This is a genomic window from Dokdonella ginsengisoli (assembly GCF_042652785.1).
Classification (GTDB): Bacteria; Pseudomonadota; Gammaproteobacteria; order Xanthomonadales; family Rhodanobacteraceae; genus Dokdonella_A; species Dokdonella_A ginsengisoli.
Window position 1 is genome coordinate 69,615 of record NZ_JBHSHD010000007.1, and the last position, 15,659, is coordinate 85,273.

General features: G+C 72.2%; 8 protein-coding genes. 5 read left to right on the forward strand and 3 right to left on the reverse strand.

Going from position 1 to position 15,659, the window contains the following annotated elements; translation table 11 throughout:
* Positions 1 to 88 precede the first annotated feature (88 nt).
* The 3 genes from ACFO6Q_RS07970 to ACFO6Q_RS07980 all read left to right on the forward strand — a co-directional run bounded on the left by ACFO6Q_RS07970 (position 89) and on the right by ACFO6Q_RS07980 (position 10,196).
* Positions 89 to 691 (forward strand): ECF-type sigma factor, encoded by a 603-nt coding sequence (locus ACFO6Q_RS07970; protein WP_380020096.1) that lies wholly within the window; start codon positions 89 to 91, stop codon positions 689 to 691.
* A complete protein-coding gene (locus ACFO6Q_RS07975; protein WP_380020097.1) occupies positions 675 to 3,413 on the forward strand; it encodes a serine/threonine-protein kinase in 2,739 nt (912 codons plus the stop codon). Before ACFO6Q_RS07970 ends, ACFO6Q_RS07975 begins: the two co-directional genes overlap by 17 nt.
* A gap of 405 nt (positions 3,414 to 3,818) precedes the next feature.
* Positions 3,819 to 10,196: an InlB B-repeat-containing protein gene (locus tag ACFO6Q_RS07980; protein WP_380020098.1), complete on the forward strand. Its 6,378-nt coding sequence runs from the start codon at positions 3,819 to 3,821 to the stop codon at positions 10,194 to 10,196.
* A gap of 111 nt (positions 10,197 to 10,307) precedes the next feature.
* Here ACFO6Q_RS07980 and ACFO6Q_RS07985 read toward each other — a convergent pair whose 3' ends face one another.
* Both ACFO6Q_RS07985 and ACFO6Q_RS07990 read right to left on the reverse strand, forming a co-directional pair.
* Positions 10,308 to 10,940: a Vgb family protein gene (locus tag ACFO6Q_RS07985; RefSeq protein ID WP_380020099.1), complete on the reverse strand. Its 633-nt coding sequence runs from the start codon at positions 10,938 to 10,940 to the stop codon at positions 10,308 to 10,310.
* Between the two features lie 9 nt (positions 10,941 to 10,949).
* Positions 10,950 to 12,185 (reverse strand): ATP-binding protein, encoded by a 1,236-nt coding sequence (locus ACFO6Q_RS07990; RefSeq protein ID WP_380020100.1) that lies wholly within the window; start codon positions 12,183 to 12,185, stop codon positions 10,950 to 10,952.
* A 108-nt stretch (positions 12,186 to 12,293) separates the two neighbouring features.
* Here ACFO6Q_RS07990 and ACFO6Q_RS07995 point away from each other — a divergent pair, with 108 nt between their 5' ends.
* Entirely contained in the window at positions 12,294 to 13,097 is an 804-nt protein-coding gene (locus ACFO6Q_RS07995) for a DUF899 domain-containing protein (RefSeq protein WP_380020101.1), read from the forward strand.
* A complete protein-coding gene (locus tag ACFO6Q_RS08000) occupies positions 13,085 to 13,930 on the forward strand; it encodes a DUF2182 domain-containing protein (protein WP_380020102.1) in 846 nt (281 codons plus the stop codon). The genes ACFO6Q_RS07995 and ACFO6Q_RS08000 overlap by 13 nt, the downstream gene beginning before the upstream one ends.
* Here the strand turns inward: ACFO6Q_RS08000 and ACFO6Q_RS08005 are convergent, their stop codons facing one another.
* On the reverse strand, positions 13,931 to 15,580 hold the full coding sequence (locus ACFO6Q_RS08005) for a M28 family metallopeptidase (RefSeq protein WP_380020103.1): 1,650 nt from the start codon (positions 15,578 to 15,580) through the stop codon (positions 13,931 to 13,933).
* Between the last annotated feature and the right edge of the window lie 79 nt (positions 15,581 to 15,659).

A 15,659-nucleotide genomic window follows, 5' to 3' on the forward strand; every position in this document is an offset into this window, starting at 1 on the left:
CGCGACGATCCGGTCGGCTCCCGGCCTGCCCGGCGGACCCTTCGCGACAGTCGCGGGGCCGGTTGCTAGACTTCGCCGGGGGGATTCGATGAGTGCAAAACCCGGCCAAGCCGCCGCCAGTCCCGAGCTGACGCGCCTGCTGCACGAATGGCGCAACGGCGACGGCCGCGTCTTTTCGGCGCTGATCGAGCAGGTCTATCCGGCGCTCAAGCGCATCGCCCTGCAGCGCGTCGACCAGCACAACGGCGTGGCCACGCTGTCGCCGACCGAGCTGGTGCACGAAACCGCACTCGGCATGATGCAGTCGCCGGCGGACTTCGCCAACCGCGCGCATTTCTTCGCCACCATGTCGCTGGCGATGCGCTCGATCCTGGTCGATCGCGCGCGTGCGCGCGCCGCCGACAAGCGCGGCGGCGACTGCGTGCAGATCAGCCTGTCCTGCGTCGACGCCGGCGAGGACGCGACGACGGCGGTCGACCTGCTGACGCTGGAACAGGCGCTCGGCGAGCTGGAAGCGCTCGACCCGCGCTGCGGCCAGGTCATGCACCTGACCTACTTCGGCGGATTGCAGCAGGAGGAAATCGCGCTCGTGCTCGGGGTGTCCGTGCCGACCGTGAAACGCGACCTGCGCTTCGCGCGTTCCTGGCTGCTGCGCGCGATCGGCGACGGGTCCGATGGCGATCGACGCTGAGCGCTACTCGAGGCTGCGCGACCTCCACGACGCCGTCGTCGACCTCGAGCCCGCCGCGCGTGCTCACGCGCTGGCGCACCTGGGCGCCGATGCCGGACTCGCCGCGCAGGTGCTGGCGCTGTGCGCGGCCGGCGACCGCGACCGCAGCGGCGCCTTGACCGCCGCGCGCGACGGCCTGCTCGACGGCGCGTCCGCGATGCGGCCGGCGGTCGGCGAGATCTTCGGCGCCTGGCGCATCGTCGAGGAAATCGGCCACGGCGGCATGGGCCGCGTCTACCGCGTCGAGCGCGGCGACGGCAGCTACGAGCAGACCGCCGCGCTGAAGTTCATCAAGGGCCTGGCCGGCAAGGCGGCGATCGCGAACTTCATGCGCGAGCGCCAGCTGCTGGCCGACCTCAGCCATCCCAACATCGCGCGCCTGCTCGACGGCGGCACCGGCGCGAACGGACAGCCGTACCTGGTGATGGAATACGTCGCCGGCCTGCCGATCGACGAGCACTGCCGGCGCCACCGTCCCGGCCTGAACGCGACCCTCGATCTGTTCGTCGCCGCCTGCGCCGCGGTGAGCCACGCGCACCGGCAGCTGATCGTGCACTGCGATCTGAAACCGTCGAACATCCTGGTCGACGCGCAGGGCCGGCCGATGCTGCTCGACTTCGGCATCGCGCAGCTCGCCGAGCGTCTGGCCGATGACGCCGCGCACGATCCCGGCGGCGCCTCCGCCGGCTACACGCCCGGTTACGCCAGCCCCGAGCAGCGTCGCGGCGAGCGCGTCGGCGTCGCCAGCGACGTCTACAGCCTCGGCGTGGTGCTGCGCGAGATGCTCGAGGCGGCGAACGTGCGCGCCGGGCCGGAACTCGCCGCCGTCGTCGCAATGGCGACGCGCGCGGATCCGGCCGCGCGCTACGCCTCGGTCGACGCGCTGCGCGAGGACCTGGCGCGACTGCGCGCGCATCGCCCGGTGCGCGCGTTGCCGGCGGCGGCCGGCTACCGCCTGGCGCGCTTCGCGCGGCGCCATTGGCTGGCGCTGTCGGTCGCCGGCGCCGTCGTGCTGCTGACGGCGTCGTTCACCTGGAGGCTCGCCGGCGAAAGCCGCCGCGCGCTGGCCGCCGAGCAGGCTGCGCTGGCCGAGCGCGATCGGGCGCGCCAGGCCGAAAGCCAGGCGCGCGCCTCCGAAGCCGCGGCGCGCGAGACCAGCCTGTTCCTGACTTCGGTGTTCGAAGGCGCCAATCCCGATGCCGGCAGCGGCAACGTCTCCATCGCCACGCTGCTCGACCAGGCGCTGCAACGCATCGAGCGCGACCTGGGCGACGATCCGGCAACGCGCGCGCAGATGTCGGCGGCCTTGGCCAAGGTGCTGTTCGTGATCGGCCAGCACGAGCGCGCGCGTGCGCTGTACGACAAGGCCATCGCACTGGAGCGTACGCAGAACCGGCCGCTGGTGCTGGCGCAGATGCTGATCGACGACGCCGAAGCGTCGCTGCGCTACTCCGACCGGGTCCGGCTGTCGGACTACGCGCGCGAAGCGCTGCGCCTGCTCGAGCGGCACGCCGAGCCGGATTCGCCGGTGCGCGTGAAGCTGACCCTGAGCGCGGCCAAGGTGCTCGGCGTCGACGAGCCCGACGCGGCGGCGGACCTGTTCGAGCGGATGCTGCCGTCGATGCGCCGGCTCGAACCCGACGGCATGGCCCTGTCGCTCAGCCTGTCCGACTACGGCTGGCTCGAACGCACGCGCGGCAACTACGCGCACGCCGTCGCGCTGCTGCAGGAGTCGATCGCGCTGCGCGCCCGGGTGGCGGGCGACGGCAACGAAGAATACGCGCAGGACCTGGAGATCCTCGCCAATACGCTCACCCTGGCGCGCCGCTTCGACGAGGCCGAGCCGCTGTTCCTGCGCGCGCAGGAGCTGCACCGCCGCACCGGCCACATGGACGGCCGCAGCGGCGCCTGGTCGCTGGACCAGTACGCGACCCTGCTCTACGAGGCCGGCCGCTCGCTGCAGGCGCTGCCGCTGTACGACGAGGTTTTCTCGATCGCCGCGCGCAAGGTGTCCGCCGACGACGATTCGCAGCTGGTCTGGCGCCACAACCTGGCCAAGAACGCCGCCATGGCCGGCGACGCGGAGCGCGCCGGGCGTGCGATCGCCGAGGCGCTCGCCGGTGCGCGGCGGACCGGCGCGGCCGACTACCTGCTCGCGCGCTTTCTGCGCACGCAGGGATACATCCTCGGCCTGACCGGCTGCACCGACGAGACCGGCAGCGCGCTCGGCGCGGCCGAAGCGATCTATGCCGCCCGGCACAAGCCCGAGGACGCCGACCTGAACGCGACCCAGGTCGAGCGCGCCCTGTGGCTGGCCACCTGTGGCCAGCCCGACGCGGCCTTGGCCGCGCTCGAGCAGGCGGCGCCCTACCGCGGCGCGCTGAGGCCGCTGCCGTCGTGGCAGTTCGCGCAGGCGCAGGCGCTGGCCCACCTGCAGCGCAACGGCGACGCGGCCGCCCTGGCCGAGGTGCAGCAGGCCGAAGCCCTCGCCGCGACGACCTTCGCCGCGGGCGATCCGCGCATCGCGCTGGCCACGCTGCCGCGCGCGCAATGGCTGCAGGCGCACGGCCGTCGCGACGAAGCGGCGGCGCTGGCGGCCGCCATCCTCGCCGGCGTCGACGGCAGGCTCGTGCCGCACTCGCCCCTGCTCGCGCGCATCCGCGCCTTGCGCGAACCGCGCTGACCTCGCCCGCGCGGGGCTCCGCGCCGGCAGATCGAGGGCGCCTCAGCCGGCGCCGTTCCGGCTCGCCGCGCCGGCCGGCAGCGGCCGCCGTCGCGGCGATGATCCCTGGCGACGCCGGAATACGATTACCGGGGCAGCGCTGCCATTGCTTGATTTCCAGGGGGAAAGACCGTGTCCGATCGCGTTGCCACCGCGCCGCTTCGCCGTGCGCCGACTTCGCCGCTGCGAAGCGATCCGCTGGATTTCAGGCGCGCACAGCCGTCCGTCCCGGCCGCGCAGGGCGCGCATTCGCCGCGCGGCGCAGACCGGTTCGGCGCGCGATCGCCGACGTCCGGCACGCCCGGCTGCCCCGCCGCGCGCCGGTTCGCATCGACATGGATTCCGTCTGTCCGTTCCGGCAACGCCGTGCGCGCCGGCCTGCTCGCCGCCCTCGCGCTGGCGCCGATGCCGCCGGCGCTCGCGGCCTACGCTCCGTGCGATACGCCCGCGTCCGACTGCGAGATCCTCAGCGACCGCACCTATACCGATCCCAATACCTACGACTACACCAACAAGAACACGCTCGACATCATGTCCGCGGGGGGCGTCTACCCCACCATCACGCAGACCGGCGGCACCGTCGTCACCAAGGGCCTGGGGCTGTGGAACGGCGTCACCTGGAACATGAGCGGCGGCACGATCAACGACGCCGGCGATCTGATCGTGGCCATCTACAGCTACGGCGCGATCACCTCGCGCATGACCCAGAGCGGCGGTACGGTGAACGTCGGAACCGACGTCAGGTTCTCGATCTACAACGGCAACACCGGCATCTACACCTTGAACGGCGGGCAGCTCAATGCCCGCTCGGTCGGCCTGGTGGCCGGCTCGGGGAACTCCGCGGCGGCCTACCTCTACCTCAACGGCGGCACGCTGACCGCCAACGAAATCAAGCGCGACGGCGACAGCTCGGGCCAGCAGACGACGGCCGAACTGCGCTTCAACGGCGGCACGCTGCGCGCCGGCAACACCGACAATCCGAACTGGATCAACTTCAACAACGGCTGGGACCGGCGCTACAGCACCACGGTCCTGGCGATCGACGCGGGCGGCGCGATCTTCGACACGAACGGGCGCAGCATGGGCATCCAGCAGCCGCTGCCCGTCGCGTTCTCGCTGGGCAGCCCGGTGGCGCCGGGCATCAGCGGCGGCGGCGTGACCAAGCGCGGCGCCGGCACGCTGACCCTGAGCGCCGGCAACGCCTACACCGGCAACACCGTGGTCGAAGCCGGCACGCTGGCGCTGGCCAACGCGAACGCGGCGGTGAACAGCACGGTGGTGTTGAACGGCGGCACGCTCGCGTTCAGCGCGATCGCGAACGCGACGTTCGGCGGGCTCGGCGGTTCGCAGAACTTCGCGCTGCAGAACGCCGGCGGCGCGGCCGTCGCGCTCGCCGTGGGCAACAACGGCTCGAACACGACCTATTCCGGCGCGATGAGCGGCCCGGGTTCGCTGACCAAGATCGGCGGCGGCACCTTGACCCTGGCCGGCAACAGCAGCTACGCCGGCACGACGTCGGTCAACGCGGGCACGCTGCGCGTCAACGGCACCAGCGGCAGCGGCGCCCTGACCATTGCCGGCGGCGCCACGCTCGGCGGCAGCGGCCGCGTCGCGGGCGCGGCGACCGCGCAGAACGGCAGCCGCCTCGCGCCCGGCAGTTCGCCGGGCACGCTGACGTTCTCCGGCGGACTCGCCTTGAACGCCGGCGCCGTGCTCGATCTGGAGATCGGCACGGCGAGCGACCTGATCAAGATCAGCGGCGGCACGTTCAGCGCGGCGAACGGCATCACGATCAACCTCGCCGACAGCGGCGGCTTCGGCGCGGGCGCCTACATACTGATCGACTTCACCGGCGCGACCGCCAACGCCGGCGCGGCGAATTTCGCGCTTGGCGCCAAGCCGGCCGGAACGTATCTCTACAGCCTCAGCGTGCAGGGCACGAAACTCGTGCTGACCGTGGCGCTGCCGCCGCCGGTGGTGACCGGCGTGAACGTGCCCGCCGACGGCCTCTACAACGCCGGCAGGCCACTCGACTTCACCGTGCACTTCGACAAGGCGGTGACGGCGACGGGCACGCCGCGCCTGCCGATCCTGCTCGACTCCGGCGCAGCGTACGCGAACTACTTTTCCGGCAGCGGCACACGCGACCTGGTTTTCCGCTACACCGTCGCCGCCGGCCACAACGACAGCGACGGCATCACGCTGGTGCCGACGATCAACGTCGCGGCCGGCACGCTGCGCGATTCGGCCGGCACCGATGCCGACCCGACCTTGAACAACCCGCCGTCGACCGCCGGCATCCGCATCGACACCACCGCGCCGCAGGCGACCTCGATGCGCCTCGTCGGTTCGCCGCCGCCGAGCAGCGTGAGCATTACCTACACGGTGACGTTCTCGGAAGGCGTCAGCGGCGTCGACGCGCCCGATTTCAACGTCGAGACGATCGACGGCAACGCGAGCGGCCAGGTCGCCACGGTCGGCGGCAGCGGCGACACCTACACGGTCGTCGTCCATCGCATCGGCGGCGTCGGCCACCTGTTGCTCACCTTGCGCAACGGCGGCACCGGCATCGTCGACGCCGCCGGCAACGCGGTCGCGGGCGGCTTCCGGCTCGGCGATGCGTTCCTGGCCGACGTGCAGCGCCGCTGCTACGTCGACCAGGCGGCCATCGGCGCGAACGACGGCACCCGTTGGGCCGACGCCTACCTCGACCTGCAATCGGCCGTGCGCGATGTCGGCTGCGTGGAAACCTGGGCGGCAAAAGGCGTGTACAAACCCGGCAGCGCGAAGAGCGACAGCTTCCAGCTGCGCGCCGGCGTGAAGCTCTACGGCGGTTTCTCCGGCGTCGAAACCGAGCTGGCGGAACGCACGGCGGCGGTGATCGCCGCCCATCCGACGGTGCTTTCCGGCGACATCGACGGCAACGACGCGACCGACGCGGACGGCGTCGTGCTCGACGCCAACCAGATCGCCGGCAGCAACAGCACCAACGTGATCCTGATGAACAAGGCCGGCGGACCCGGCTACGGCGAGGACACCGTGATCGACGGCTTCGTCGTCACCGCGGGCGACGCCGGCGGCAGCACCGGCGGCGGCCTGCGCTGCGATGCGTCGCTGGCGCAGACCCGATGCAATTTCACCCTGAGCAACCTCCTCTTCAGCGGCAATCGCGCACTCGCCGGCGGCGGCATGAGCCTGTCTTCCAGCGCCGGCAATGCCGATCCGCTCCTGTCGAAGATCGTGTTCCGCGGCAATCGCGGCACGCTGAGCGCCGGTGCGCTCAGCCTCGGCGCCAACCAGGCCGGCGCGACGACGAGCCCGTCGCTGTCCAACGTCGTGTTCAGCGGCAACTCCGCGCCGAACTGGGGCGGCGCGGTCGGGCTCAACGTCAATCTGGGCACGATCGCGCCGACGTTCGACAACGTCACCTTCAGCGGCAACGTCAGCGGCGCGCACCGCGGCGGCGCGATCGCCAGCCAGGCCTTCGGCGGCGGCACCAGCCGGCCGACGCTGCGCAACTCGATCCTGTGGGGCGACGGCGCCGCCGACGATCCGGAGATCGTCCTCGACGGCAGCGGCACCGCCGTGCTCGAGCGCAGCCTCGTGCAGGGCGGCTGCCCCGGCGCGAGCGACTGCACCGACCTGGTCGCCGGCGATCCGCAGCTGGGCGCGCTCGGCGACCACGGCGGCGCCGTGCCTTCCCTGCTGCCCGGCGCCGGCGGCGCGGCGATCGACACTGGCAGCTGCCGTCTGCTCGACGACCTGCGCGGCGTCGCCAGGCCGCAGGGCGCCGGCTGCGACCTCGGCGCGACCGAATACCGGCAGTCGAGCCTGACCATCGACGTCGAAGGCCGCGGCAGCGTCACGGCCGGCGTGCCGCCGACGCCGCTCGCGGGCGACATCGTCGACTGCGCGGACCACTGCAGCGCGACCTACGACGGCGAAGCCGCGCCGAGCGTCACGCTCACCGCGATGCCGGACGCGCTGCAGAACTTCGTCGGCTGGAGCGGCGACTGCAGCGGCAGCGAAGCGGTGGTCACCGTCGCGATGACGCAGGCGCGGACCTGCACGGCGAGCTTCGAGCCGATGCTGTTCACCGTCTCGCCAAGCGTCGACGGCGACCATGGCACGATCGATCCGTCGGCGCCGTTCACCGTCGCCGGCGGCGAAGCGGCCGTGTTCGAGCTGATGCCCGACCCCGACTACCACGTCGCCGGCGTCGACGGCAGCTGCGGCGGCGCGCTGTCCGGACCCGGCGGTACGACTTACACCACCGAGCCGATCGTCGGCGACTGCACGGTGGTGGCGCGCTTCGCCATCGACCAGCACACGGTCGACGCGAGTGTCGACGGCGGCCACGGCGCCATCAGTCCGTCCGGCGCGCTGCCGGTCGACCACGGCGCGGCACAAGCGTTCGTGCTGACGCCGGAAGCGAACTACCACCTCGACCGCGTCGACGGCAGCTGCAGCGGCACTCTGACCGGCAACGTCTACACCACCGATGCGGTGACGCAGGACTGCACGATCGTCGCGCACTTCGCGATCGACCAGCACACGCTGACGTCGAGCGTGGCGGGCGGCCACGGCGCGATCGCGCCGGCCGGCACGCAGCTCGTCGACCACGGCGACACGCGCCAGTTCGTGCTGACGCCGGAGGCGAACTATCACGTCGACCGCGTCGACGGCAGCTGCGGCGGCAGCCTCGCCGGCAACGTCTACACCACCGGCGCGGTGACGCAGGACTGCACGGTCGTCGCGCAGTTCGCCATCGACCAGCACGCGCTGACCTCGAGCGTGACGGGCGGCCACGGCGCGATCGCGCCGGCCGGCACGCAGCTCGTCGATCACGGCCAGACGCGCCAGTTCGTGCTGACGCCGGAGGTCAACTACCACGTCGACCACGTCGACGGAAGCTGCGGCGGCATTCTGGCCGGCAACGTCTACACCACCGCGGCGGTGACGCAGGACTGCACGGTCGTCGCGCAGTTCGCCATCGACCGGCACACGGTCGACGCGAGCGTCGACGGCGGCCACGGGAGCATCACGCCGTCCGGCGCGCTGCCGGTCGATCACGGCGCGACGCAGACATTCACGCTGACGCCGGAAGCGAACTACCACGTCGACCGCGTCGACGGCAGCTGCGGCGGCACTCTCGCCGGCAACGTCTACACCACCGCGGCGGTGACGCAGGACTGCACGGTCGTCGCGCATTTCGCCATCGACCGCCACACCGTCACGCCGAGCGTGGCCGGCGGCCACGGCACGATCAGCCCGTCCGAGGCGCAGACGGTCGATCACGGCACGACGCAGTCGTTCACCCTGGTAGCGGAGGCGAACTACCACGTCGCCAGCGTCGACGGCAGCTGCGGCGGGACCCTGGCCGGCGACGTCTACACCACCGCGGCGGTGACGCAGGACTGCACGGTCGTCGCGCACTTCGCGATCGACCGCCACACCGTCACGCCGAGCGTGGCCGGCGGCCACGGCACGATCAGTCCGTCCGAACCGCAAGCGGTCGACCACGGGGCGACGACCGCGTTCACCCTCACGCCCGCGCCGCACTATCACGTCGACGCGATCGACGGCAGCTGCGGCGGCCAGCTCGCCGGCCAGACCTACACCACCGACGCGATCGTCGCCAACTGCACGGTCGATGCGCACTTCGCCATCGACACCCACACGATCGGCGGAAGCGTGCAGGGCCTGCTCGGTTCCGGCCTGGTCCTGCGCCTGAACGGCAGCGACGACACGCCGATCGCCTCGAACGGCCACTTCACGCTGCAGCCGGCGCTCGACGACCTGGGCGCCTATGCGGTCACCGTTGCGCAGCAGCCGACCGCGCCGGCGCAGCTGTGCAGCGTCGTGGACGGCAGCGGCGTGCTCGACGGCAGCGACGTCACCGACGTCGTGGTCGACTGCGCCCCGCCGCAGCCGCATCTGCTCGTGTCGGTCAGCGACGATCGCGACCACGCGCGCTACGGCCGCCTGGTGAACTACCGGGTGACGGTCGGCAACGACGGCAGCGGCGACGCGACCGGCATCCGCGTGCGCGACCTGCAGCCGCCGCAGCTGGACGGCGCGTCGGCGACCTGGATCTGCATCGACGGCGGCGACGGCGCGAACTGCACCGCGCAGGGCAGCGGCCCGCTGCTCGACACCGAAGTGTCGATCGCGGCCGGCCGCTCGCTGACGTGGCTGGTGACCGCCCCCGTACTCCTCGATGCGCCCGGCCCGCGCGTCGACTACCAGGTCGAGGTCGACGGTCCGGACACCGCCGGCGCGCTCGACAGCGACCTGCTGGTACTGCTGCGCAGCGGCTTCGACGTGATCGGCAGCGACGGCGCCGAATCGATCGGCGAGGCGGCCTGCCGCGCGGCGACCGGACGCACGCAGACGCTCGATGCCGCCGGCGGCTTCGTCTTCGAGCTTGCGGCGGGCGCGGGCAATCGGGTCGAGCCGATCGTGCAGGCGCAGGCGCCGGACGGTACCGGCTTGCGCGTCGAGCGCCTGGGTACGACCGGCGCCGCGCGCGTGCGGCTGGTGGTGTCGGCGCGCGACAAGATCGAGCGCGCCAGCGCCTGGGTACCGGCGGAAGCAGGCATGCCGCTGCTGCTCGGCATCGCCGCGAGCGGCAGCGAGGCGAGCGTGCTGCTGGAAGGCGCGGCGCAGCCGATCGAGCTGGCGCTGCCGTCCGCCGCCGGCGCCGACTTCAGCCTGACCCCGTTCGACGGCAGCTGCCGCTGAGACGATCGCGGCGCGTGCATCACGCGCCGCGATCGGCGAGGGACTAAGGTTCCGCCGACCAGCGGCTGCGGAAGCCGGCGGCCGACCCGCGCAGCAACGCCGGCGGATCGCTCACTTCGGCCGGCGCACCGCCCTGATCCTGCCGCTGCTGCCGCCGCCGCAGTAGAAGCGGTCGGCGCCGTCGGATTCCAGTCCCGACACGAACACGCCGGGCGGCATCTCCAGCTGCTCCAGCACGTCGCCGGTCGCAGGTTCGACGCGGCGCAGCTCGCTTTGATCGCCTTCCCAGGTGGCGTGCCAGAGTTCGCCGTCGACCCAGGTGACGCCGGTGACGAAGCGGTCGGACTCGATCGTGCGCAGCACCGCACCGGTGTCCGGATCGATCTGGTGGATCTTGCGTTCGCGATACTGCCCGACCCACAGCGTGCCCTCGGCCCAGGTCAGGCCCGAATCGCCGCCGCCGCCGGGCGCCGGGATCGTGGCGAGCACGCGTCCGCTTTGCGGATCGATCTTGCGGATGCGGTCGTCGGCGATCTGGAACAGATGGCGGCCGTCGAACGCGGTCCCCGCATGTGCGGCGACCTCGATCGAGCGCACGGTCTCGCCGCTGGCCGGATCGAGCGCGTTCAGGCTGTCGCCGCTGGCGAACCAGACCTGCCGGCCGTCGTAACTGACGCCGTGCACGGCGTCGACGCCCTCGAAGGGACCGTACTCGCGGATGATTTGCGCAGGTGATCGTTTCATGCGGCCATCCTAGCCGCCGGGCAGCGGCACCGGGAGTAACAAGGTCGTCGCGAAACCGGGCAGCGGCGGCGCCAGCCAGCGGCGCGCGCGGCCGTGGCCGAGCGATTGCACCTTGCCGGCTGTGGCCAGCGTCTCCAGCGCGCGCTGTACGGTGCGCTGGCTGGCGCCGAGCGCGAGCGCCAAGGCCGAACTCGACCAGGCCTCGCCGTCGGCGAGCAGGGCCAGCACCGCGGCATGCGGCTCCTCGACCGGGCGCGCCAGCACGGCGACCTCGCCAACGCTGCGCGGCGCGAGCACGAAGCCGTCGCGCGTCGCGCTGATCGCGGCGAGCGGACGCAGCTTGGCACGCAGCCGGCCGATTTCCACGCGCAGGCGCGCGCGATGCGTCTCGTCCGCGTAGCGGGTGTGGAACGCCTGCGCGATCAGCACGTCGCGCGCCACGTCGGCCGGCCAGGCCTCGGCGAGCAGCCGCGCGAGCGCGAACAGCATCGGCCGCGTGGTCAGCGCGATCGTCGTGCCGCCGCCGTGCACGGCGTGGCGGCAGGCGTCGACGACCAGCGTGCGCGAGGCCAGCAGTGCCTCGACCTCGGCCAGCCGCAACGATCGCTCGCGGCCGCGCGAGATCGCGCGCGCCGCCGGCGCGTCGAGCAGCGCAGAGACCTCGTCGACTTCGGCGATCAAGGCCGGCACGCCAGCCTGGCGCGCGGCACGCGCCGCCGCGGCGAGGCGCGTGCGCGCCGCTTTCGCGTGCAGGCGGCGCAGCGCGATCCCGGCGCCGGCCAGTTCGTGCACGGCCTTCAGCGCGGGCGGCAGCGGCGCGGCGTCGAGCCGATCCAATTCGAGCCGGTCCAGTCCGCGCTCGGCTTCGTCGAGACGGCCGATCAGCAGCAGGCGCCGGATCTCCAGATGACGCGCATGCGCGGCGTTGGCGAGGTCGCCGTACGTTTCCAGCGTGGTGCGCGCCGCGGCCAACGCCTTCGTCGGCCAGCCCAGGTCGCGCGAGGCAAGCGCGATCTCGGCTTCGGCGACGACGCAGCGCGCGCGCGCCACCGCCTCCTTCGCACCGAACAGGCGCGCGGCGCGGCGCAGCAGCGCTTTCGCGCGCGCGAACTCGCCCAGCTGCGCCATCGCGATGCCGCGCAGCGCGAGCGCGGGCGCGTCCTCGCGCAGGGCGACGCGCTTGAGCGCACCGAGCGGATCGCCCGCCGCCAGCGCGCGTGCCGCCGCAGTGATCAACGAGTCCATCCAAATCCCGCCACACTTGTCACTCACCGCCGGCGGCGGTCCGCGCTCAATCTACCGCATGACCGGCGACCGACGGGGTCGCCGGCATCGCATCGAGGAGAACGAGCCATGACCCACCGGACCGGAACGCGCGAGGAATGGCGCGCCGAGCGCCTGCAATTGCTGCAGGCGGAAAAGGAGCTGACGCGGCGCAGCGACGAACTGGCGCGACGCCGGCAGGCGCTGCCGTGGGTGCGCGTCGAGGAGTCCTACCGCTTCGACACCGAGCAGGGCGAGGCCACGCTGGCCGAGCTGTTCCGCGGTCGCTCGCAGCTATTGGTCTACCACTTCATGTTCGGACCTGGCTTCGAGGCCGGCTGCCCTTCGTGCTCGTCGATCGCCGACGGCTTCGACGGCCTGTTCGTGCACCTGGAGAACCACGACGTGGCCTTCACCGCGGTGTCGCTCGCGCCGCTGGCCAAGCTGCAGGCGTACCGCCGGCGCATGGGCTGGTCCTTCCCCTGGGCTTCGTCGGCCGGCAGCGGCTTCAACGCCGATTTCAACGTCTGGTTCAGCGAGGAACAGCTGCGCGACGGGAGCATGGAATACAACTACCGGCGCGAGACCTCGCTCGCGTGGCGTGACGGCGAGAACGCCGGCGCCGGCGCGGAAGCGCAGCTGGCCGCGACCTGCGGCACCGACGTATCCACCTACCACCGCGACCGGCCGGGGCTGAGCGCGTTCGCGCTGCACGACGGTGCCGTGCATCACGCCTACTCCGCCTACGCGCGCGGCCTCGACGGCGTCTGGGGCATGTACCAGTGGCTCGATCGAGCGCCGAAGGGCCGCAACGAGACCGGCATCTGGTGGCGCCGCCACGACGAGTACGACGACGCCGCGGCGGGCAGCGCAGTCGCGTCATGCTGCGCCTGAATCCGGCCATCGGCTCGGGCGGTATCGCCGCCTGCCGGGACGTCCCGTCCCGGCACGGCGACTCGCGCGTCTTCTTCGGCCTCTGCGCGATGCTGTTCGTCGCCGGCGCGGCGGTGACGATCCTCTGCCACGGGCCGATGGCGAATGCGGAACCGGGGCTCGGCGGCTGGACGCTGCCGGGCGCGTGGGACGCGATGTGCGGAACGTCGCCGTCGGCATCGACGGCGACGTTCCTCGTCCTGTGGTCGGCGATGACGCTGGCGATGATGCTGCCCTCGTTCGCGCCGGCCTTGTGGCGCTGGCGCGTTTCGCTCGCGACCGGCCGCACGAGGTGGCTCGCCGGCGCTGTCGCGATGGCCGGCCTCGGCTACTTCGTCGCGTGGAGCGTCGTCGGCCTGTGCGCGTTCGCGGCGAGCCACGTCGCGGCGATCGTCGTTCTGCGCGAACCGGGTGTCGTGCTGGCGTTCCCGGTCGTCGGCGGCGCCGTCGTCACGCTCGCCGGCGCGTTGCAGTTCAGCGCCTGGAAGGCCCGCCATCTCGACGCCTGCCGCGGCTGGCCCGCCTGCAGCCGCGGCGGCAACGCGAGCCTCGCCTCGGCCTGGCGGCACGGCCTGCACATCGGCCGCCATTGCGTGTGCAGCTGCGCCGGATGGACGACGGCGCTGCTCGTCGGCGGCTCGATGGATCTCGGCGCGATGACGCTGGCGACGGTGGGGATCACGGCGGAACGCCTCGCGGCGGACGGCAAGTCGGCCGCGCGTATCGGCGGCGCTATCGCCGTCGGCCTCGGGTTGGCGCGCCTGGCGAGCGCCGCGGTTCTCGCCTGGCGGTGATCAGCGCCGCGCGGACGCCGTCCGCTCGCGCACCGCCTTGAATTCCGATCCGGCCTTCCACGCCGGCCAGCGCGTGGAATCGGCGAGGTCGCGGCCGATGTCGGCCATCACGGCGATGTCCTGCACCGCGCCGGCGAGATTCCAGTCCGGCCCGTAGGCGTCACAGGGCTGGTGGTAGCAGCGGCCAGTGTAGTCGTCGACCCACTTCTGCCCGGCCGCGCGCCCGCCGTCGACGAGATCGGACGCGCCGGCGATGCCCATCATCAGCAGCACCGGCACGCCGCGCTTGGCGAACGAGAAGTGGTCCGCGCGATAGAACAGGCCGCGCTCGGGCAAGCTCTCGGGCGTGACGCTGCGCCCCTGCGCCTTGGCGTATTTCGCCAGATCGTCTTCGAGCGTGTCCTGCCCCGCGCCGACGAGAATCACGTCGCGCGCCTTGCCGGCGGTCTGCAGGATGTCGAGGGTCAGGTTGGCGACCGTCTTCTCCAGCGGATGTACCGGGTCGAGCGCGTAGGCTTCTGAACCCAGCAGACCGCGTTCCTCCGCGGTCCACAGGCCGAACACCACGCTGCGCTTGGGCGCCGGCTGCGCCTTGAACGTGCGCGCGATCTCCAGCAACGCGGCGACGCCGAGCGCGTCGTCGTTCGCGCCGCGGCGGATCGTGTCGCCCTTCGCGTCCGCCGGGCCCTTGCCGTAGGCGTCCCAATGCGCGCCGTAGAACACGACTTCGTCCGGCCGCTCGCTGCCGGTCAGCTTCGCCAGCACGTTGTGGCTCTGCACGACTTCGTGCGCGACCGGAATGTCGGCGGAGAACGTCGTGCCCTTCAGAGCCACCGCGCGGAAATCCGGCCGCCGCGCGGCCTTGCGTTGCGCGGCGAGATCCAGCCCCGCGTCGGCGAACAGCTTCGTCGCCGCCTCGCCCGAGATCCAGCCTTGCAGCGCAAGGCGGCTCAGCTTGTCCCGCGTGCGCTCGATGTCGTAGTTCTCGCCCTGCGGACTGGTGACGACGTTCCAGCCGTATCCCGCGCCTGGCGTGTCGTGCACGATCAGCGCGCCGATCGCGCCGCGACGCGAGGCTTCCTCGAACTTGTAGGTCCAGCGGCCGTAGTAGGTCATCGTCTTGCCGCCGAAGCGGCCGGCGGCCGGCTCGCCCTTGGCCGCTTCGAAATCCGGATCGTTGACCAGGAACACCGCGACCTTGCCGGCGAGGTCAGCGCCCTTGAAGTCGTCCCACTTCCGCTCCGGCGCGTCGACGCCATAGCCGACGAAGACCAGCGGCGCATGGTCGATCACCGCGCGGTCCTCGGGGCGGACCGTCGAGAGATACACCTCCCGGCCACGCTGCCAGGTTTGCGTTTTTCCACCGATCGTCACGCCCAGCGTCGCCGGCGTGCCGAGTTTCGTGTGCAGCAGGGAGGCGACCTGCACCCAGCTGCCGTGGCGTCCGCCCGGTTCCAGTCCCAGCGCCTGGAAGCGGCCGATCAGATAGCCCACCGTGCGCTCCTCGCCCACCGTTCCCGGCGCGCGGCCCTCGAAGAAATCGGAGGCGAGCGTCCGCACGGTGTCGGCGAGGCGGTCGGCGTCGATGTCCTGCGCGGCAACGGGCGACGCGAGGGAGGAAAGCAGCAAGGCGACGAGCGGGAACTTCATTGGGCTGTCCGGTGCAAGATGGCGCGAAAGCGCGCGGGGAGACATTCACGCGATCAGGCGCGAACTTCGGAGGACTTCC